The organism is Methanothermobacter tenebrarum (genome assembly GCF_003264935.1).
In the GTDB taxonomy this organism is placed as follows: domain Archaea; phylum Methanobacteriota; class Methanobacteria; order Methanobacteriales; family DSM-23052; genus Methanothermobacter_A; species Methanothermobacter_A tenebrarum_A.
The window spans coordinates 24,306-43,752 of sequence record NZ_QLOE01000009.1 but is presented as its reverse complement, the minus strand read 5'-3'; the positions used below and the strand labels follow the sequence as shown (position 1 = coordinate 43,752).

Annotated in this window: 19 protein-coding genes; 4 read left to right on the top strand and 15 right to left on the bottom strand. The window is 38.7% G+C overall.

Features of this window, described 5'->3' with window-relative positions; translation table 11 throughout:
* Positions 1-52 precede the first annotated feature (52 nt).
* From heR to DPC56_RS06875, 3 genes are all read left to right on the top strand, one after another.
* Positions 53-877 carry a heliorhodopsin HeR gene (heR, locus tag DPC56_RS06885; RefSeq protein WP_112094345.1) on the top strand — a complete coding sequence of 275 codons (825 nt, stop codon included), beginning with the start codon at positions 53-55 and terminating at the stop codon, positions 875-877.
* 56 nt (positions 878-933) lie between these two features.
* Entirely contained in the window at positions 934-2,070 is a 1,137-nt protein-coding gene (locus DPC56_RS06880; RefSeq protein WP_112094344.1) for a glycosyltransferase family 4 protein, read from the top strand.
* Positions 2,071-2,280: 210 nt separating this feature from the next.
* Positions 2,281-3,153, top strand: a complete 873-nt coding sequence (locus DPC56_RS06875) for a glycosyltransferase family 4 protein (protein ID WP_112094343.1) — start codon at positions 2,281-2,283, stop codon at positions 3,151-3,153.
* Between the two features lie 305 nt (positions 3,154-3,458).
* On the opposite strand, the gene DPC56_RS06870 is transcribed toward DPC56_RS06875, so the two are convergent.
* From DPC56_RS06870 to purC, 12 genes are all read right to left on the bottom strand, one after another.
* Complete coding sequence (locus tag DPC56_RS06870) at positions 3,459-4,481, bottom strand: glycosyltransferase (RefSeq protein WP_112094342.1); 1,023 nt, start codon at positions 4,479-4,481, stop codon at positions 3,459-3,461.
* A gap of 3 nt (positions 4,482-4,484) precedes the next feature.
* Positions 4,485-5,537, bottom strand: a complete 1,053-nt coding sequence (locus DPC56_RS06865) for a hypothetical protein (protein WP_112094341.1) — start codon at positions 5,535-5,537, stop codon at positions 4,485-4,487.
* Entirely contained in the window at positions 5,534-6,676 is a 1,143-nt protein-coding gene (gene glf / locus DPC56_RS06860; protein ID WP_112094340.1) for a UDP-galactopyranose mutase, read from the bottom strand. The genes DPC56_RS06865 and glf overlap by 4 nt, the downstream gene beginning before the upstream one ends.
* A 13-nt stretch (positions 6,677-6,689) precedes the next feature.
* Complete coding sequence (gene rfbX / locus DPC56_RS06855; RefSeq protein ID WP_245923955.1) at positions 6,690-7,895, bottom strand: oligosaccharide flippase family protein; 1,206 nt, start codon at positions 7,893-7,895, stop codon at positions 6,690-6,692.
* Between the two features lie 138 nt (positions 7,896-8,033).
* Positions 8,034-8,834 (bottom strand): DUF7839 domain-containing protein, encoded by an 801-nt coding sequence (locus DPC56_RS06850; RefSeq protein WP_112094338.1) that lies wholly within the window; start codon positions 8,832-8,834, stop codon positions 8,034-8,036.
* 7 nt (positions 8,835-8,841) lie between these two features.
* Positions 8,842-10,227 carry a single-stranded-DNA-specific exonuclease RecJ gene (gene recJ / locus DPC56_RS06845; RefSeq protein ID WP_112094337.1) on the bottom strand — a complete coding sequence of 462 codons (1,386 nt, stop codon included), beginning with the start codon at positions 10,225-10,227 and terminating at the stop codon, positions 8,842-8,844.
* Between the two features lies 1 nt (position 10,228).
* A complete protein-coding gene (locus DPC56_RS06840) occupies positions 10,229-10,513 on the bottom strand; it encodes a signal recognition particle subunit SRP19/SEC65 family protein (protein ID WP_112094336.1) in 285 nt (94 codons plus the stop codon).
* Between the two features lie 6 nt (positions 10,514-10,519).
* Entirely contained in the window at positions 10,520-11,293 is a 774-nt protein-coding gene (locus DPC56_RS06835; protein ID WP_112094335.1) for a uroporphyrinogen-III synthase, read from the bottom strand.
* Positions 11,293-12,009 (bottom strand): uroporphyrinogen-III C-methyltransferase, encoded by a 717-nt coding sequence (gene cobA / locus DPC56_RS06830; protein ID WP_112094334.1) that lies wholly within the window; start codon positions 12,007-12,009, stop codon positions 11,293-11,295. Before cobA ends, DPC56_RS06835 begins: the two co-directional genes overlap by 1 nt.
* Before the next feature lie 3 nt (positions 12,010-12,012).
* The gene (purQ, locus tag DPC56_RS06825) at positions 12,013-12,675 is read right to left on the bottom strand and encodes a phosphoribosylformylglycinamidine synthase subunit PurQ (protein ID WP_112094333.1); all 663 of its coding nucleotides are present in this window, start codon (positions 12,673-12,675) and stop codon (positions 12,013-12,015) included.
* A gap of 2 nt (positions 12,676-12,677) precedes the next feature.
* Entirely contained in the window at positions 12,678-12,929 is a 252-nt protein-coding gene (gene purS, locus DPC56_RS06820; RefSeq protein WP_112094332.1) for a phosphoribosylformylglycinamidine synthase subunit PurS, read from the bottom strand.
* Entirely contained in the window at positions 12,926-13,690 is a 765-nt protein-coding gene (gene purC / locus DPC56_RS06815; RefSeq protein WP_245923953.1) for a phosphoribosylaminoimidazolesuccinocarboxamide synthase, read from the bottom strand. Before purC ends, purS begins: the two co-directional genes overlap by 4 nt.
* Positions 13,691-13,825: 135 nt before the next feature.
* On the opposite strand from purC, the gene glmS reads away from it, so the two are divergent.
* Entirely contained in the window at positions 13,826-15,646 is a 1,821-nt protein-coding gene (gene glmS, locus DPC56_RS06810) for a glutamine--fructose-6-phosphate transaminase (isomerizing) (RefSeq protein ID WP_112094330.1), read from the top strand.
* A 185-nt stretch (positions 15,647-15,831) separates the two neighbouring features.
* Here the strand turns inward: glmS and DPC56_RS06805 are convergent, their stop codons facing one another.
* The 3 genes from DPC56_RS06805 to DPC56_RS06795 all read right to left on the bottom strand — a co-directional run bounded on the left by DPC56_RS06805 (position 15,832) and on the right by DPC56_RS06795 (position 19,447).
* The gene (locus DPC56_RS06805; protein ID WP_112094329.1) at positions 15,832-16,263 is read right to left on the bottom strand and encodes an ACT domain-containing protein; all 432 of its coding nucleotides are present in this window, start codon (positions 16,261-16,263) and stop codon (positions 15,832-15,834) included.
* Between the two features lie 10 nt (positions 16,264-16,273).
* Positions 16,274-17,569: a phenylacetate--CoA ligase family protein gene (locus tag DPC56_RS06800; protein ID WP_112094328.1), complete on the bottom strand. Its 1,296-nt coding sequence runs from the start codon at positions 17,567-17,569 to the stop codon at positions 16,274-16,276.
* A 108-nt stretch (positions 17,570-17,677) separates the two neighbouring features.
* Positions 17,678-19,447, bottom strand: coding sequence for an ASKHA domain-containing protein (locus DPC56_RS06795; RefSeq protein ID WP_112094327.1), 1,770 nt, complete (start codon positions 19,445-19,447; stop codon positions 17,678-17,680).

Below are 19,447 nucleotides of genomic sequence, written 5' to 3'. Positions count from 1 at the left end.
AAAAGATAATATCTATTCAATTAAATACTATATTAATATTCCCGTGGTTTAAATGGATAATATTGAAAGGATTAGGGCGATAGAAAGATCCCCTATAAGTTTTGAAGGACTTAGAAGGTTGAACATAATCGCCGGGTCGTTACATTTTATCCAAGGAATCATAATGGTTGTTCTGGGGTTTCTTTTAACATGGGAACGTGATATATACACATTCTCTTTGAAGTTCAAGATAATTTCACTGAATCCACCATCATTTCAAGTTTTACCTGAACCACAAGTCGTGTTCACTATAGGCTATCTTGGTGTTATATTAGCCTCTTTCCTCCTTATCTCGGCAGTTGCACATTTCGTCATAGGATTTCTTAAAACAAAGGATTATGAAAAATATCTTAAGAAGGGTATGAATCCCTATCGTTGGTACGAGTATGCCCTTTCAAGTTCAATCATGATAGTGATACTCGCAACCTTTGTGGGAGTCTGGGAACTATGGTCACTTGTAATGATCTTCGTTTTAAACGCTTCAATGATAATGTTCGGTTATCTAATGGAGAAACTGAACCAATACACGGAAAAGGTTGACTGGTCACCATATATATGCGGGTGCATAGCAGGCTTCACTCCATGGATTGTCATAGCAGCCTACTTTATCGCGGCCTTCGGATCAACAGAGACTAATCCACCAGCATTCGTTTACCTTGCACTACTAATCTACTTTATAATGTTCAACACATTCTCTGTGAACATGCTACTACAATACAAAAGCATTGGTAAATGGAAAGATTACCTATATGGTGAGAAGGTTTATATTATCCTCAGTCTCACAGCCAAAACAATACTAGCCTGGCTGGTCTTCATCGGAGTCTTTTCACCCTTCTAGTAAATTTCATGGAAAAATCCAAAAGATTATATATATAGTTCCATCTAGGATATTCTATGAGGATATTGATAGTTTCCGATTTCTTCGCGCCCCATTACACAGGTGGGGGAGAAAGGCGATATTTCGAAATAGGAAAGAGACTAGTTAAGAGGGGCTGGGAAGTTGATGTAATATGCATGAAAATAAAGGGTGTCAAGGAAAAAGAGGATATAAAAGGTTTGAAAGTTCACCATATTGGCCCCGTGATAACTGATCCTCCAAAGAGGAGTTTGTTAAATTTTTTGCATTTCATATTAGCTGCTATATTTTGGATTCTAAGCCATGATTATGATATTATTGATGCTCAGACATATGCCCCGTTATTACCAGCTTTTATAGCCTCAAGGATTAAAAGAACGCCAATGATTGCAACAATCCATGATGTAAGCTCCACCTTCTCTGATCAGTGGATACAATCTTCAAAAGTAGCTAAATTGGCCGAGAAAATACTCCTAAAGTTACCCTATGATAAGATAGTCACTGTAAGTAATATGACTAGAGAGGCTCTTGTAAGAGACTATGGAATAAATCCTAGAAGGGTCAAGGTTATCTATAATGGTGTTGACTTACCACTGATAGATTCCATAAAGGCATCTAAAATTCCAAGGAGTCTAATATTTGTTGGTAGGCTGGCACCCCATAAACATGTTGACCACCTCCTAAAGATTGTGAAAGAACTAAAAAAGGAAATCCCCACTATAAGATTGAAGATCATAGGCGATGGTGTTGAAAAAAATAGGCTAAAAAGACTTGTGAAAGATTATAAAATAGAAGACAGGGTATCATTTTACATGAATCTTAAATATTCTGATGTTATATATCATATGAAAAGATCTTCCTTACTAGTCCTCCCATCAACAAGGGAAGGCTTTGGGATGGTCCTAGCCGAGGCCAATGCATGTTACAGGCCAGTTATCGCATACAAAAGTGGGGGAGTCATAGAAGTTGTAGAAGATGGTGAAAACGGTTTCTTAGTTGAACCACTAGATATAGGATCTCTAAAAGAAAAAATAAGAATATTACTTTTTGATGAAGAACTACAGCGAAATCTTGGGGAAAATGGCCGGAAGAAAGTCGAGAAAATGTTTGTCTGGGACAAAATTGTGGATAAACTCTTAAAGGTGTATAAAGACATGAATCAAAAAAATAGATAGTTGAAAGGTTCTATAAATATCAAATAATATAGTTTAGATCATGGATATAAATGGGGGTAAAATGAGGATTTGTCTAATTTCACGTTTTTTTGATTTGCGTAGTGCTGGCATAGGAAGATACTCAAAAAATCTCTTGAAAGGACTAAAAAAAGTGGTTTTGATGTAGAGTATATAAGCCAGGATGGTGGGGTCCCCCTAGGAAAAGGTAGGTTGAAATATTTGATTTACACACTCCTTGAAATACCCCTTAAAATACCACCTAACCAGGATATATATCATGCATGTTCACCTACAGAGGCTATATGGATAGCTAATAGAGACAATTCTGTAGTAACATTCCATGATCTGATCCCAATCCTTTATCCAAACCCATCCAAAGGCGGCCTAATAAATTCAATCGGAGAATTTGTCGGTTCAAAGTATTTTAAATTTGCTTGTGAAAGGGCTGTTAATTGTAAAGCTATAATAGCAGTAAGTGAACAAACAGCTAAAGATCTAGTAGAACATCTAGGTGTTGATGAAAATAGGGTAAACGTGGTAAGACAAGCAATAGCTGGTGGTCTGAAACCTCTGAAAAAGGAGGATGATAAATATAAGATAGGCACCCTCAGCTTTCTTGAGCCAAGAAAACGCATAGAAATCCTTATAAAGGCGTTTTTAGAAGCTAATATGGAGGATTCAGAACTTTTAATTGCAGGTAGAGGACCTCAAGAAAATAAGCTGAAGAAAATAAGTGGAAATGATGAAAGGATAAAATTCCTAGGATTTGTCCCAGATGCTGATCTTTGCGATTTCTATAATTCCTTGGACGTTTTTGTCTTCCCAAGTCTTCTGGAAGGTTATGGATTACCCATCGTTGAGGCAATGGCATGCGGAAAACCTGTTATAACATTAGCAGATGCAGTAATTCCAGAGGATATAAAAAATCGTACATTTATAGTGGAATTATCAGAACTGACAGAGGTTTTAAAAAATAGGAGTTATGAGTGCGACACGCGCAAAAATCTAGAATTTGCAAGGGAACATTCATTAGATAAAACCATAAGAGGAATATTACAAATTTATAGGACCTTATTAGATTAATTTTTTGTTTATTTCACAGTTTATTAAGTAAGCTTATATCTGAACTATACATGAAACAGATGACTCTCCATTCGCTTAACTATAAAAAAAGCATTATATTCTCTATGTTTCTTGCTTTGGTGGTGATCCGAGATTATCTGGTTTTGATCTTGAAATTTCTTCTTATGTGTTAACCCGAGCCCATGTAAATGAAGATAGTGAATCCATTTTCTATTTTAATATCCTCAACTTAGTTAAGATTTTATGAACCTGATTTCCTCTTCCAAGCTTTTCCAAGAACATGAATTTTCATATCCCACTACCTTTCATAATCGTTCTATTTTTCCCAGTTTGTTCCCCCTAGCATCTCTGATAGCGGTTATAACTGTTTTAAATGGACTTAGATCCCTAAAAAATATGATAGTGTACAATAAAATTAAAAAAAGTAATGTTAAACAATTAAAATAGTAGATGAATTTGTTGTCTACTCTGTGCCGCATCCTGAAATAGAAACCGTTACGTATAGTATAATAGATTCTGAAAGTATTTGATGGTGAGAATGTCGTGAGTGCTGTTTCTTTTTCATCAGTAATGTACCATGATCTGTCTATATCTGTTATGATACTATCTGGGATCAAAATTATTTTGCCCCTGTTTTTCGTGATCCTATATGTCCATTCAATATCGTCTTCATAAATATAAAAGTCCTCTAGGGGGTAGCCGATCACTTCTAAAAGTTTTTTATGGAAAAATAGTCCTCCATATAATGTGGCCGCAATTTGACCAGGTCCTGGAGGGGCGAGTCTACTTTCCCCTACAATTTTTCTTCGTATGATTCTTTTCATATATTTTGGGATTTCTGCTATGTGGAAATGGTAGAAGTTATTTTTCTTACCCAAAACTATCTCAGGATCCTTAGACATCAAAGCCTCTATTTCAGCATAATTCCCTCTACATTCCCTATAGGATGCTAAAGCCAACCTTATATCCTTCTCTCTGGTTTCATATTTTTTCCAATACTCTTTTAGAAGTTGTAGGGCGCCTGGTTGTGGTTTGTTATCGTCGTCTAGTAACCAGATGAATTCGCATTCTGGATCATTATATGCTTTTTTAAGTCCTCTTTTGAATCCGCCTGCCGAACCAAAATTTTCTGAGAGATACAAGACATCAATTTTCTCTGGATTTTTTCTATGATATTTTTTCAATTTTTCTCTGCTATTTGGCTCTGAATTATTGTCAACGACAATTACCTTATCAACACCTTCTCTAAGAGCGGCTTCAATAACCTGTTTAAGTAAATGAAACCTATCATCATATGTTACAGTGACAGCAAATGTCTTTTTGGGCATGAATTACACCTTAAATATCCTGGCCAAGTCTTTTTTGAATTTTAAGGGTTCTTCTTTTATTATTTCTCTATAATCCTCGAATTTTGGGAAGTTTTTGTTATAATTTTCTACACAATCAACTATGGATTTGATTATCGTGTTGATGTTTTCATTTGTGTCAAGTTTAAATTTCGCAGGGATTGGCAGGTCATTAAACTTCGCTGAACCTTTTTTACCCACAATGATACAACATCCCATCATAGCGGCTTCTCTTGGGAGTCTGTCTTTTCCTGGGTGATTTCCAAAATCTATGTAAACTTTGGCCTTTTCTAGGGTTTCTAAAACTTCTTCCCGGCTCATGTTTTCAATTGCTTTTAATTTAAAATTGTAATTTTTCAGACGTTTTATAAGTTTAGAAGTAAATCTATAACCCTTTCTAGGATTATAAACGACCAAATCTTCTTTTCTATCTAAGTTTATTTCCTTTTTAAGGAATTTCTCATTAATATAATCGGATAGGTATTCAACATTGCTGAATCCTTGATCTTTAAGATGTTTCATCGCATAATAGGATTGTACAAGATGTAAATCCGCTGTTACAACTGTCTTGTCATTATTTAGATTATATCTTTGGTAATGTTCCATGGCAATATTTGGAATATCAAAAATTTCCTTATTAAAAAAGCGATATGCAAAATTGTTTATTAACATATAAAAGTAACTTTTAAAAGGTGAATCTTTTCCAAACTTTGAAATATAAAAATTATCAACGCTAAGCCACCATATTATCTTCCTTATATTCGTGTAAGCATCCATAACCTTCATAAGCTGAAACAATTCAGGCACAATTATAATATTTCTTTCTGAATCTTTTATCTCATCCACATATGGAACACGATACATTTCATATGCCTCATGGACCGGATCAGGATGATCAGATGGCTGATAGAACATATAAGCGTTCAAGTTAAGGTCATTCCTTAGATGGTACCCTAGCTGGTGCAAAAGTTCAGGGCCGCCTGTGGCTGTGCCAGCCGGTGCAACAATGTAAATTTTTGTATCCGAATAGACTTTCATCGGACCTCCTTTTCAAAAACTTTAAAAGCCCTTTTCACGATCTCGTCCATGTTGTAGTAGCGGTATTCTGCAAGTCTCCCAAGGAGTACGAGGTTTCTGTGATTTTCTGCGAGTTTTTTATATTTTTTGTAAGTTTCTTGGTTTTCTGGTGTTAATATTGGATAATATGGTTCGTTTTTTCCTTCTATATGCTCTTGGGGGTGTTCTTTTAGTATGATTGTCTTTTTGGTTTCGGCAGGGTGTATGTGTTTGAATTCTGTGATCCTTGTGAAATCGTAATCATTTGGATAGTTTATTGTTGCTGCTTCTTGGTACCATTCTTGGTCTAGTTTTTTAAATTTAAGGTCTAGGGAGCGGTATGGTAATCTACCATAACGGTAGTTGAATAGTTCGTCGATTTTACCCGTGAATATCACTTTACCATTATATTTTTTGTCCATGAATAATATTTTGTCTTTTTTTATCTGGAGTATTTCTTCGTGGCTCGTATTTAACATTATTTTTATGTTTTCATGATCTAGGATATTTTGTATCATCTTTGTGTAGCCATCTTGTGGCACGCCCTGGTATTTGTCCTGGAAATATCTGTTATCCCTTGAGAGCAATATTGGGACACGTTCTGTGACTTTTCCATCTATCTCATCGGGTTTCAAACCCCATTGTTTTATAGTGTAATTCAAGAATACCTTTTCGTAAATGTAGTTGGCTAGGAATTTGAGATCCCTGTCATCTTCTTTTAGGAGTTTGAGTATGGGTATGCGTTCCCCATAGTTATATTTTTTCAGTAGTTTTTTTTCGAGAGGCTTGGCAAGACTTTCTGGTAGTAGTTTGTGTAGTGTGTTGAGGTTGAATGGTAATGGTGCGAGTTTTCCATCAATAAACCCTAAAACGTAGTGTTGGTATTCTCTCCATTCAGTAAACTGTGAAAGATACTTGAAAACGTCCCGATAGTTTGTGTGGAAAATGTGCGGACCATACTTATGTATGATTATGCCTGTTTTGTCTATTTCGTCGTAGCAGTTACCCCCGATGTGGTTTCTGCGTTCGATGACAAGTACTTTTTCATCTAAGATGTTAGCTATCCTTTCAGCCATTACCGAGCCCGCGAGACCGGCGCCCACTATGATATATTCAAACATATAATTCACCACTTTAGAATATTTTGAGTTTTTTAAGGGTATCGTACATTAATATACATACTATGAGTTCTGTTATGACAACTGCTATGGCGGCCCCTATTGTAGATAATATCAGCGTTAGGATGATGAGCATTATGATGTGTATTATACCAGCTGTTATAAGTATCCTTGTAAACTTTTCTTTGTAACCAAAGGACACAAGACCTTGAATACCAAGTACGTTACTCACCCCCACCAGAAAAACTATAAATATCAATATTTGGAGTAAGAGTATGCTCTCCTTGTAAGAGGGCCCTGCAAGTATCATTACAATGAACGGGGCAAGAAATACTAATATTATGGAAAAAATAAAAGTTAATACACTTATTAGGATGAGTATCTTCTTCAGTTCTGTCTTTGCACGTTCACGATCCTCAGCTTGTATCCTAGAAAAATAAGGGTATATAGCTTGGCCAATAGGGGATACGAGACCTTGTAAAGCCCTTGTTATATCCTCGGCCACTGCATAGTAACCTAATGTTGCATTATCAACAAGTAAGCCTAGTATGAATCTGTTTGATGTTGTGTAGAGGCTTATCGCCAATGTAGATATGAATAAGTGCCATCCCTCGACAAGCTGCTTTTTAATATCTTGGAGTTTAGGTCTCAAGAATTTAACTTTAAATTCTTTTCTTACTATATGTTGGCTGTATACTCCCACAACTATAAAACCTATAGAATTTACGAGTGGCACATAGAGATAATCTTTAGGGCCTCTTACAATTATGAATATGAGTGCGGTGTAGATGAGCGAACTTAAAATCCGTAGGATGCTGATGTATCTCATCCTTTCAATACCTTGAAAAAACCAGACCGGAAAAAGAACACTACCTACAACCAAGCCAAAAGTAAAAATATAAAGCAGAGGATCGCCCCGAAATCTTTCAAAGGATGATATGATAACAAGCATCAGTATGAAAGTTAAAAACATTAGGATAGTTTTTGTCACCATCACTGAACTATAGATCTTTGAAACTTGACTGAGATCATCACGGTTTATCGAGATTTCCCTCGTCGCAGACAAATTAAAACCATAATCAGTTAAAATTTGAAAATAGCCAATAAAAGCCACTGCAAACGCAACCCGTCCAAAATTGGCCGGGCCCAGAACCCTAGTAAGATATGGGAAAGTCACAAGTGGGAGAAGATACTGTACGAGTTGTATACCAGTAAGGGACATGAGATTATCTAGTATGCGGCGATAATCCTTATTTGAGAGAATCAACTTTAACCTTGAAATCATCAAAAACCCCATAGATTGTTCATCACTACTAATTCACATCTTTAGTGAACTCTCTAAAGTTTATAAAATGAGTATTTAAGTTGATGATTCTTCAGCCACGTTTTCTATCTTGTACTCTATGTTTTCTCTTTCGAGTTTTCTTGCTATGCTTTTACTCATCCTACCCACAGCTAATACTAGGACGTTTAGGCCTCTCTTGGCCGCGGCTAGGGTCGCTTCTGGTGTTGCGAATTCAAAATCGACTCTTAAATTTAATTTGTCGGCTACTGCCCTTGCCACTGTCCCCATTATACCAACCCTGTCATAACCTTGGGAGTATACTTTTTTTATTTTTTGGAGGTTTGCGGCCCTGGATCCTCCTTCGCTTATCCTTGGAAGTACTAGTATGGTTACTTTGCCTTTTTTGAGGTTTATTAGTCCGCTGAGTTCTGTTAATGCCACGTCCTCCCCCTTTTTGGCGTTGTGTAGGACTTTTCCGTGGGCTTGGCCGTCTGTTCTCTTTTTTGCGTATACTATTCCGTCTTCCATGAAGAGTTCGACTTCTTCGCCTTTTTTGAGGTTTTCTTTTGCTATTGCTGGCCATGTTGACTTGTAGGTGCTCATGGTCTCTAGTACGCTGTCGGCGTATTTTCTTAGTGTTATGGCTTCTCTTTTTAGTTTTTCTATGCCCCTTTTTGTTAGTTTGTAGTGTGATCTTCCGTTTCCTGCTTGTATGTACCCTTGGTCTGTTAGTGTTTTTATGTTTTCTGAGACTGCCTGTACTGTTATGCCTAGTTTCTCGGCAATGTCTCTTTGTCTTATGTGTGGTTGGTTTTCCGCTATCTCGGCGAGTATTTGGAATCTTGTCAGTTCCCCTTTCTTTTTGAATTCCTTCATTGTGGTTTCACCCTATTTTGCCTTTGAGTGAATTGTCCAATAATTCTAAGAATTTGTTTTCGGTGCCGGGTGGTATGTAAGCTCCGCAGGCCATTGCATGTCCTCCGCCGCTGCCACCAACTTTTTCTGCTATTTTCCTTATTATGGACCCGAAGTGTATACCATCTAATGCAAGGAGCCTTGAACAGCGCAAAGAGACCTTGGTGCCATGTTCTCTGATCCCCAGACCTATTATGGGTTTTCTCCAGTCGCCGTAGCCTATTATCATCCCTGCTATAGTGCCTATCACGTTATCTTTTATCTCTGTGGTTTTGAAGTATTGTAGGTTCTTTTTTTGTTTTAGGAGTTCTTCTGTTTCTATTAGTTCCACCTTTTCTGCTAGGTATCTTCTATGGGTTCTTGAAACGCTTTCCAGTTCGTCTAGGGCCGCGCCTCTTTCTCCTTTTAATATTCTGATGGCTAGTTCGATGTCGTTGTTCCGGCTGCAAGCGTTTATAGCTGTGGAGAATTCTGCCAGGTCACGGAGTGGAGTGTATTTCTCTTCACTTGTAAGGTCGTAAGCTTCTGCAGATACTAGTTGGGGGATGTATTTCACGTACTTTGGGGGTACTTCTCTTGATAGCATTTTAACAAGTTCTGAGAATAGTTTTCTTTTTTCTTCCATGGTTAGATCGCATAGGCAACGGTATCTTTCCCCTTCCTTGTATGGTATTCCAAGTTTTTTCAATAATAGTATAGATTCTGTCTTGTTGTTGGTGATTGGCAGGTTAACGTCACTGAAGTATGAAAGGGCCACGAATATGGGTCTTGTTTGCCTGCCATAGATTGAAAGATCTTCTATGATCTCTATTTGCCCTAGTCTTGTGCTGTCTTTTAATATTTGGTTGTTTAAGCCTGTTAGTTTGCCTGTTAATGAGTTTTGAAGGTCGCCTATGGCTGATAATACACCCATCCAACTGGTATCATATTGGTTGAATTTTTTTGAGAGTAGGTATGCCATTCCACCCCCTGAAATCTGGGTTGAACCATCTATCCCATGGTTTATTGGGTTCAGTTCTAGCAGTTCTCCTTTTAGGTTCTTTCTTGGTAGTGGTGGATGATGATCTAGGATTATGATTTTTGAGTTGGATGTGGTGATCTCTTCTATGCGTTGGCCTGATCCCATGTCGGTGAAAATGGTAAGTTCATTTTCTATTTTGATGTTCTCGACCTGGTTGAGGTTTATGAACTCGATTTCGTGTTCTTTTCCCAGTCTTTCAAGTAGTGTTGAGATGATAGCCCCGGCTGTTATACCGTCACAGTCGCGGTGACTGTAAACTTTAATATCCTCTGAGGATTCTATAATGTTCTTAGCTTTCAAAAAGCCTTTATCGAGTCTTGGGGGTGTTTTCATATTATCCTCCCTTTTTTCGAGAGGCTTTTATCATTTTACTGATCTTGAGGAGTAATTTTCTCTTCTTTAGGTTGTTATGTTCTATTATGACCCTTCCACTGCGCTCCCACCATGATGATGGGTATGCTTTATCCGCTTCTATCTTTGCCTTGAATTTTAGCCTTTCAGCTGCTTTCCTGATCTCATTTAAGGTGGGGGATTCTACCGCATGTTTTCTTGGGATTTTTCTCCCTTCTTTTTTCGTTTTTTTAGAATCGAGGTAGGCGGGCCATATGATTGTTCGCATCTGTTATCAGTCCCCTGAAAGTTCATGGAATAGTCTTGTGAGCATGTCTTTTATGGTGTAATTTTTTGGGGTTATCGCCGTTATCCCATACTCTTCGAGTTTTTTAGCGGTTATGGGGCCTATGGCAGCTACTATTATCCTACTATTGGATAATTTTTTTATTATATCCTCTTTTTTGTCTTTAGCGGCCTTTATGAGGTTTTCCACGGTGAGTGGACTTGTGAATGTTATCGCATCTATCTCCTCTTTTAGTATTTTTTCTATGAGTTTTTGGATTCTATCGTCTTTGGGTCTTGTGGATTTGTATGCTTCTGCTATATGTACATTGGCCCCCATTTTCCGGAGGCTTTCTGGTAGTATGTTTCTGGCTGCGAGCGTCCTTGGTATTGCAACATTCTTGTTTTGCATATCATAGGCTGATAATGCCTTGACTAGTCCCTCTGCGGTGTAATCTGATGGCATTACATGTGCTTCTAATCTTAGTTCTTTGAGTGCTTCGCGGGTTTTAGGGCCTATAACTGCGATTTTCGAACCTGGTTTTAGTTTTATCTTCTTGCAGTGTTTTTTTAGGGATTTTATGGCTGCTGGTGATGTGAAGATTATCCAATCGAATTTTTTGAGGTTTTCGCATAATCTTATGAGGGTTTTTGTCTTGGGGGTTTGGATTTGGAGGGTTGGTGCGATGAATGGTGTACCACCTGCTTCTTTTATTAGTTTTATGGCTTCTTCGCATCTTTCTTCTGGTCTTGTTATGGCTATTACTTTGCCTCTGAGGTCCATTATGGGTCCTCTTTTATTATTTTCTTGTATAGGTTTACTATGTGTCCTATGATGATTATCGCGGGTGGTTTTATATTCTTTGTGTGTATGTCCTCTAGTGTTCCGAATGTTATTTTTTCTTTTTCTGTCGTGCCATTTTCTATTGCGCATACTGGTGTGTCTGCTGGACGATATCTCATGATCTCTTGGGTGTTCTCTTTGAGGTTGCCCACGCCCATTAATATGATAATGGTGTCTGCCTTGTAATCCCAATGTACTTGCTTTTTTCCCTTTGTAGGATCCTCATGGCCTGTTACAATAGTGAATGAGGTTGCCAGGCCTCTGTGGGTTATGGGTAGGCTGGCTGCTGTGGGCACTCCTATGGCAGATGTTATACCTGGTATTGTCTTTGTTTTTATTCCGTGGGATTTTAGTGTTAGAAGTTCTTCCCCTCCGCGGCCGAATATGAATGGGTCGCCCCCTTTTAATCTGACCACTATATTCTCTTTTTTAGCTTCTTCGACTATTATCTTATTTATCTCTTCTTGGGTCTTGGAATGTCCTCCGGGTTTTTTACCAACGTATATGAGTTTAGCATCCTCTGGGGCATATTCTAGGATTTTGTTGTTGATTAGACGATCATATATTATGACATCAGCCTTTTTTATGACTTTTAGCGCTTTTAGTGTGATGAGTTCTGGGTCTCCTGGGCCTGCGCCTATAAGATATACTACCATCCTTTAACACCTACTAATGTATTCTATTATACCCTTAAAGAATTTTATACCATCCGCGGATCCTAGTATGGCCTCTGAGGCCCTTTCTGGGTGGGGCATCACAGCACATACGAGCCCTGATTCGTCACAGACTCCTGTTATCCCTTCTAAGGACCCGTTAGGATTTTCTGAATAAAATTGTAAAACCACTTGATCATTATCCCAGAGCTTCTCTAGGTTGTCAGTGTAGTATCTTCCCTCTGCATGGGCGATCGGCATCCTAATAATCTCATCCTTTTTATAGAGTGATGTGAATGGTGTTCTGATAGTTTTAACCTTTAGTTTTGTCCATTTGCAATTGAATTTTGGGTATTCATTGACTGTGAAGACTCCGGGTACTAGGCCGACTTCTGCAAGTATCTGAGCCCCATTACATATCCCCAGTACTGGTTTTTCTTCTTCTACAAGCCCTTTTACACCATCCATGACTGGTGTTATAGCTGCTATCGCCCCAGCCCTGAGATAATCCCCATATGAGAACCCTCCAGGTATTATAACCGCGTCCAAATGTCCTAGGTCTTTTCGATCCCACCATATGTATTCTGGTTTGGCTCCAACCAATTTTAGGACATGGTAGACGTCTCTGTCACAATTTGATCCTGGGAATCTTATAACTCCAACCCTCATATTTAATCCTCAGGTTTTATATTGATCTTATAGTCGTGTATCACTGGATTGCAGAGGAGGCGCTGGCACATATCCTCAACCTCCTCTTTAACCTTCCTCTTGTTATCCTCTTCCATCGTAAAAGTTATAATATCCATTGTATTAGTATTTTCAACCTCATATCCCAGTAATGCCAGGGCTCTTTGTATTGTGGCTGCTTCAGGGTTTAGCATGCCCTTTTTTAATTTTATCCTAACTTCAACATTGAATTTCATAATAGATCATCCTTTAGTTTCCATCTTTTTTTATCCTCCTCATCGAGGATTAGGGAGGCAACCCTCCTATAAGCTTCTATTATGTTGCCTTCACCTCTCCTAAAAAGGTCTTTGTCTAGAGTTCTTCTGGTTTTGATATCCCATAATCGGCAAGTGTCTGGGCTTATCTCATCACCCACTAGTAATCTGCTATTGTATCGTCCAAATTCTAATTTAAAATCTGGTAATAGTAAGCCTTTATCCTTGAGGAACCCTTTTAGTGTGCTGTTAACCTTTAATGTTATCTTCCTTATATTGTCTAGTTCTTCCATGGTTGTGATACCAAGGGCCGTGGCTATGTCATCATTGAGCATGGGATCCCCATATTCATCACTTTTGTAGTCTATTTGTATTATGGGTTCCTTGAATTCTTGGCCTTCCTTGAATGGGTACCTTCTTGTGAGGCTTCCTGTTGCTATGTTCCTCGCTATAACTTCTATGGGTATCATTTCAAGTTTCCTAGCAAGGATGTATCCTGGTTTTACCAACTTTATATAATGGGTTCCTATATTAGCAGCTTCAAGAACTTCGAAGAATTTAGCAGATATTATGGAGTTGTAGTATCCTTTCATGGGGATTTTGTCATGTTTTTCACCATCACCCGCGGTTATATCATCCCGGAATCTGATCATAACCTCATCTGGATGGTCCGTTTCATATATATCCTTTGCCTTGCCGGTGTAGAGTAGCTTTCCCAGTTTCATGGTTATCACATCTTTCATAGAGGAGAACTTATATAAGTGTTAGGACTATTATTTTGATATAATTATCGACAAAGTTTAAGTATACATCTATTCATGATTATACACTATGATCTCAGAATATAAAGACTATGAAGCTTCTCCAGGTGAAAAATAATGTGTGGTATAGCTGCTTGCATGCTAAAAAATGGTAAAGCCGCCCCAATATTACTAGGATGTGTTAAAAGGTTGGAATATAGAGGTTATGATTCTGTTGGTATCGCAACACTCGATTCCAGCATAATAGTCGAGAAAGACAAGGGTAAAATAAAAGATTTTGAAAAATATCTAGATCTTTCTAAATTACCAGGTAGAATAGGCCTCGGCCACGTGCGCTGGGCAACACACGGCCCCCCAACAAAAGAAAATGCACACCCACACCTAGACTGCGAAGGAAAGATAGCTGTAGTCCATAATGGGATAATCTCAAATTATGAGGAATTAAAAGATGAGCTTAAAAGTGAAGGGCACAAGTTCACATCAGAGACAGACACTGAAGTCATAGCACACCTAATAGAAAAATATAAAAATGATGGACACGACCTCGAAGAGGCTGTTAAAAGGGCTCTTAAACGTTTAAAGGGCTCTTATGCCATGGCTGTGATTTCATCAGACGAACCAGATAAGATTATAGGAGCCAGGAAGGAAAATCCACTAATAGTGGCGAAGGGCGATTCAGGATACTTTCTAGCATCAGACATCCCAGCCATATTAGAGCACGCAAGAAATGTCATATTCCTAGAGGATAATGAAATGGTCATAATAGATGATACAGGACACCAAATAAAAGACTTGGAAGGTAAAATTAAAAAGAAAGAGTTCGAATACGTTGAATGGACCCTTGAGATGGCTGAAAAAGGCGGCTACAAGCACTTCATGTTAAAGGAGATATACGAGCAACCACAAGTTTTAAGGGACACCCTCAGGGAGTTCAAAACAATCCAAAAGGTCGTGGATGAAATAGGGGAAATAAAAAGGATATGCTTCGTAGCATGTGGAACATCATACCACGCAGCCCTAGTCGGCAAATACCTCTTCGAAAGCATCCTCCACATACCGACAGATGCCATAATAGCAAGCGAATTCCAATACACTGCCAATACACTCGACGAGGAAACCCTTGCAATATTCATAACACAATCAGGTGAAACCGCAGACACCCTCAACGCATTAAAAGCCGCTAACAAAAATTCAAAAACATTAGCAATAGTGAACGTCATCGGGAGCACAGCCACAAGAGAAGCAGACCACGTAATATACACTCGAGCGGGTCCAGAGATAGCCGTCGCAGCAACAAAAACCTACATATGCCAACTAGCCTGTATATACATGTTAGCAGCCGCCATTGGCAAAAAACCAGAGATCATGGAAGACTTGAAAAAAGTCCCTGAAGAAATAGAAAAAATACTAAGAGAAGATAACTTCATAAAAGAGATCGCAAAAACCTACAAAGACAAGCCGGATTTCCTATTCATCGGACGCGGATTCTCATACCCAACAGCCCTTGAAGGAGCCCTAAAACTCAAAGAGATAACATACATCCACGCTGAAGGTTATGCATCAGGAGAACTAAAACATGGCCCCATAGCATTAATAGAAGATGGCGTGCCAGTAGTGGCCATAGCACCCCCACCATTCCCATTAGAAACAACAAAAATAGAAGAGGATGAATTCCACGATTCACATAGTTTAACTTTAGGCAATATTGAAGAGGTTAAATCAAGGGGTGCGAAAGTCATAGGTCTTGGAGCAGAAGATGATGAAGAATTTAAAAAGAATACAAGTGCCTACATATCATTTAACCCAAGTATAAGAGAAGAAATATCACCACTCTTATATATCATACCATTACAACTCCTAGCTTATCATATCAGTGTAATGAAAAAAGAAGACCCTGACCACCCAAGAAACCTTGCAAAGTGCGTAACAGTAGACTAAAACTTATAGAAAGTCCAACCAAAAAAGGATGTTGAACAAGCTCTTGGAGGGGAGGCTCCCAATGTTTTTTGGGGGGATTTCCTCATTCCATAAAATAATTATTAGATTGGAGGGATCCAAAACATTCAAAGAGTATGTGGGGGTGTTCCACCTACAATGGTGTTTTTAGGATCCTCCACCCAAAGTCAGAGTTCATAAACTTCTTCAGGTGTTAATATTGTCGCCCCACCATCCTGTAATGCTCTTATCGTCTTGTCTATGTCGTCAGCTTTTAAAAAAAGTATGGCTTTGTCTTTTTTTTCATGTACAAAAGCGTATATGTATTCTAGGTTTATCTGAGAATCTTTAAGTATTTTTAAGATGGATGCGAGGCCTCCTGGTTTGTCCTCTAATTCCACTGCTATTACTTCGTTCGTTTTAACCGCGAAATCGTTTTCTTCAAGAATCTTCTTCGCTTTTTCCGGTTCCGGGACTATGAGCCTCAGTATACCAAATTCTGAAGTATCAGCTAAGTATAATGCTCTAATGTTTATACTCGCATTTTTTAAAGTGTTGAGGGCTTTCCAGAGTCTTCCTTTCTTGTTTTCTAGGAATATTGAGATTTGTTTGATCTTCATATTATATACCTCAGAATTTTCTTTTATCTATAACTCTAACAGCCTTTCCTTCACTTCTTGGCAAGGTTTTGGGTTCTACAAGGGTTACTTTAACCCTCAATCCTATCTCATCTTGTATATACTCTTCAATTTTCTTCTGTAGTTTCATCATTTCTCCTATATCATCTGAGAAGACCTCCGCTGAAGTTTCAACTTTAACTTCCATTTCATCCATGAGATGGGGCCGGGTTACGATGATCTGGTAATGGGGTTGTAGTCCGTCAATTTTAAGTAGGGCCTTTTCTATCTGTGATGGGAATACTGAAACCCCCCTTACTTTTAGCATGTCATCGGCGCGCCCTGTTATCCTCGAAATCCTTGCTAGGGTTCTCCCACAACCGCATTCAGTATAATTTATTGAGGTGATATCCTTTGTGCGGAATCTGATAATTGGCATCCCAACCCTTGTAAGGGTCGTTATGACGAGTTCACCCCGCTTTCCAGGTGGTAATGGTTCCCCTTTACTATTTATGATCTCAGGATAAAAATGATCTTCGAAAATGTGTAAACCGTCTTTTTCTGGGCATTCCATGGCAACACCTGGGCCGATGATTTCTGTGAGACCATAAATGTTGAAGGCGGGTGCGTTGAAACGCTTTTCAAGTTCTCTTCGCATTTCCTCTGTCCACATTTCGGCTCCGAATCCTATAGCCTTTAGTTGAAATTCCCTTGGATTGTAGCCTTCTTCTTCCGCAACCTCTGAAAGGTATAATCCATAGGATGGTGTGAATATCATGACTGTGGTCCCAAAGTCCTTCATGATCTCGATTTGTCTCCTTGTCTGGCCGGTTGAAATAGGGATTACTGTGGCCCCTATCCTCTGGGCTCCGTAGTGTACTCCAAAGCCCCCGGTGAATAGGCCGTATCCGTGCGTATTTTGTATTATATCGTCTTCTGTGACTCCCATCATTGTAAGGCCCCTTGCCATTACTTCGCCCCATATTTCGATGTCCTCTTTTGTGTAACTTGAAACTACTGGTTTGCCTGTTGTCCCTGAGGATGTGTGTACTTCTATTATCTCCTTTTTAGGGACTGCGAACATGCCGAAGGGGTATACTCTCCTGAGATCTTCTTTTGTCGTGTAAGGAAGCCTTTTTATATCCTCTAGGCTTTCAATGTCCTCGGGGTAGATGTTATTTTCTTCGAGCTTCTTTTTATAGTAGGGTACGTTTTCATATACTCTTTTTATAGTCTCCTGTAATCTTTTGAGTTGTAATTCTTTTAGATCGTCTCTTGAAATGCATTCCATCTCTTCGTTCCAGATCATCTAGATTATCCCTTTCCTATTAGAATCTTCTCCTTATGGATATGAGAAAATCATTTTATTAAAAAATATTTATTTAGCCTAGGATGGGGGGAGGGTTTAAGGCGAAGCCTATAATTGGATTGACCTTGCAAAGATTCTATTGAAATCTTTTTCGGCTGAAAGTTCGATATAATCTATTAATTTGGGTATTTCACGAGATTCTATCCTTTTTTGAATCGATTTCAGTGTTATGGATGCTCCTGCAATTGCTATGTCTCCTGCGAATATTATTTGGTCTGTTGGTATATCTGGTAGGAGTCCGATGATTTTAGCATTTTCAACGTCTATGTATCTTCCGAATGAACCGGCCACATACACTTTTGAGATCTCTTCCTCTTCAATTCCTAGCTTTTTCATTAAAATAGTCCATGCTGATCTTATAGCCCCCTTTGCGACTAGGAGGTTGTCTATGTCCTTTTCATTGACTGTTATATCCTCTTTTGTCCCTCTTTCATCTGTGTTTGCAATGATGAACTCGTGCTTTCCCTTTGTGAATCTTCCTCTTTTGTTAATTATGCCATTTCTATAAAGTTCGGCTACTAGGTCTATTAGGGCGCTTCCACATATTCCCTTTGGCTTTTCTTTACCTATTGTCTCATACTTCACGCCTTTACTGAACCATATCTTCTCTATCGCCCCGTTAACGGCCTTCATCCCATGTTTTATGTGCGCACCCTCAAATGCCGGGCCTGACGGCGAGGAGCAGGCGAGGATCTTATCTTTATCTCCTAGGAGGATCTCTGTGTTCGTCCCAATATCTATTAGCATGTTTGTTTCATCTTTTTCATGCATTTGCGTGACTAGGATGTCTGCTAACGCGTCTGCACCGATAAATCCTGCGATAAGTGGTAATGAGTTAATGCGGCCTTCTGGGTTTATTTTAATTCCAAGTTCTCTTGCTTGACAATTTATCATGTCCTTTATAGCCGGGACGAAGGGGGATCTTCCAAGATATCTTGGATATATGCCGAAGAAAAGGTGGTGCATTACTGAATTGCCGACGATCATTGCTTCGTAGATTTCATGGTCTTTTATCCCTGTCTTTTCACAAAGCTTGTCCACTATCTTATTTATCGCGTCTATGACCATTTTTTGCAATCTTCTCAAGTTTTCATCACTTTTTGATGCGTAACTTATCCTTGATATGATGTCTTCTCCATAGGCTACCTGGGGGTTTTCAGAATAGTCTTCAGCCAATTCTTCACCAGTCACGAGATCGATTAACCGGCATATTATCTTGGAGGAGCCAATATCTACTGCTAGGCCATATGATCTGTCTGTTGTGTCCCCTTTTTCAATTTCTATCAACCTATTATATGATAGGGTGGCTGTTACATCCCAGTTAGCGTCTCTCAAAAATTTTGGGATCCTTTTCAGGATGTTGAGTGATGTTTCAATTCTTCCAAGTGGGGATTTTAACCTTTCAAAATCTGGTGTCGCATCCTTTAAGGTTGGCTTTTTTAGTTTTAAATGTATTTTTTTTATTGGGGGATTAAGTTCGACATCTGTTTCGAGTATGGTCTCTGCGACTTTTCTAGTCTCTATCCTACTCTCTGGGGGTATGAAGACTGTGATCTCCCCATTAATCGCCTTGGCTTGGCATGCGAGCCTGTAACCTTCTTCTATTTCATTTAAGGTTAAATGTTCCCTTTCAATTTTGTTAACTTCACTTACTTTTCCATTTATACTAGTGATGATTATTTTACATTTGCCGCAAAGTCCTTTACCGCCACAATCAGAGCGGATGGTGATGTTAGCATCCCTTGCTATTTCAAGAATAAAATTTGGGGGAGTTTCTGTTTCCCGTCCCAGTGGTTCGAATGTTAATTTGACTGTCAT